General features: G+C 66.0%; 1 protein-coding gene. It reads right to left on the bottom strand.

All coding sequences use genetic code 11. The features are described 5' to 3' along the window. Positions 1-624: chemotaxis protein CheA (locus tag I6F28_RS37060; RefSeq protein WP_249782237.1), on the bottom strand; the 624-nt coding region annotated here is incomplete at both ends.

Raw genomic sequence — 624 nt, 5'->3', positions numbered from 1 at the left:
GGGCGCGGACCAATTCCACCACCGAGAGCTGCGGGATCGCAAAGCGGTCGCCGGCGGCTTCGACGATCAGCGCCGAGACGATGGCGAGCGTCAGCGGGATCTTGATGGTGACGGAGCTTCCTTCGCCGGCCACGCTCTTGATGTCGATGGTGCCGCCGATCTGGTCGATATTGGTGCGGACCACGTCCATGCCGACGCCGCGGCCCGAGACCGAGGTGATGGCAGCGGCAGTGGAGAAGCCCGGCGCGAAGATGAACTTGTGGATCTGGGCTTCGCTCATCTTCTCGAGCTCGGCCTCGGTGACGAGACCGGACGAGAGCGCCTTGGCCTTGATCTTCTCGGTGTTGAGGCCGCGGCCGTTGTCGGCGATGCAGATGATGATGTGGCCGCCCTCGTGATAGGCGGAGAGGCGAATGGTGCCCTGCTCGCCCTTGCCGCTGGCGAGGCGCTCGGCGGGGGTCTCCAGGCCATGATCGGCGGAGTTGCGCACCATGTGGGTGAGCGGGTCCTTGATCAGATCGAGCACCTGGCGGTCGAGCTCGGTGTCGGCGCCGTGCATCTCGAGCTCGATCTGCTTGCCGAGTTCGGATGAGAGGTCGCGGACGATGCGGGGCAGCTTCTGCC

The organism is Bradyrhizobium sp. NBAIM14 (assembly GCF_020193895.1).
GTDB lineage: Bacteria > Pseudomonadota > Alphaproteobacteria > Rhizobiales > Xanthobacteraceae > Bradyrhizobium > Bradyrhizobium yuanmingense.
Note: the sequence above shows the minus strand (reverse complement) of the source record. Positions and strands in the feature narration are given on the sequence as shown.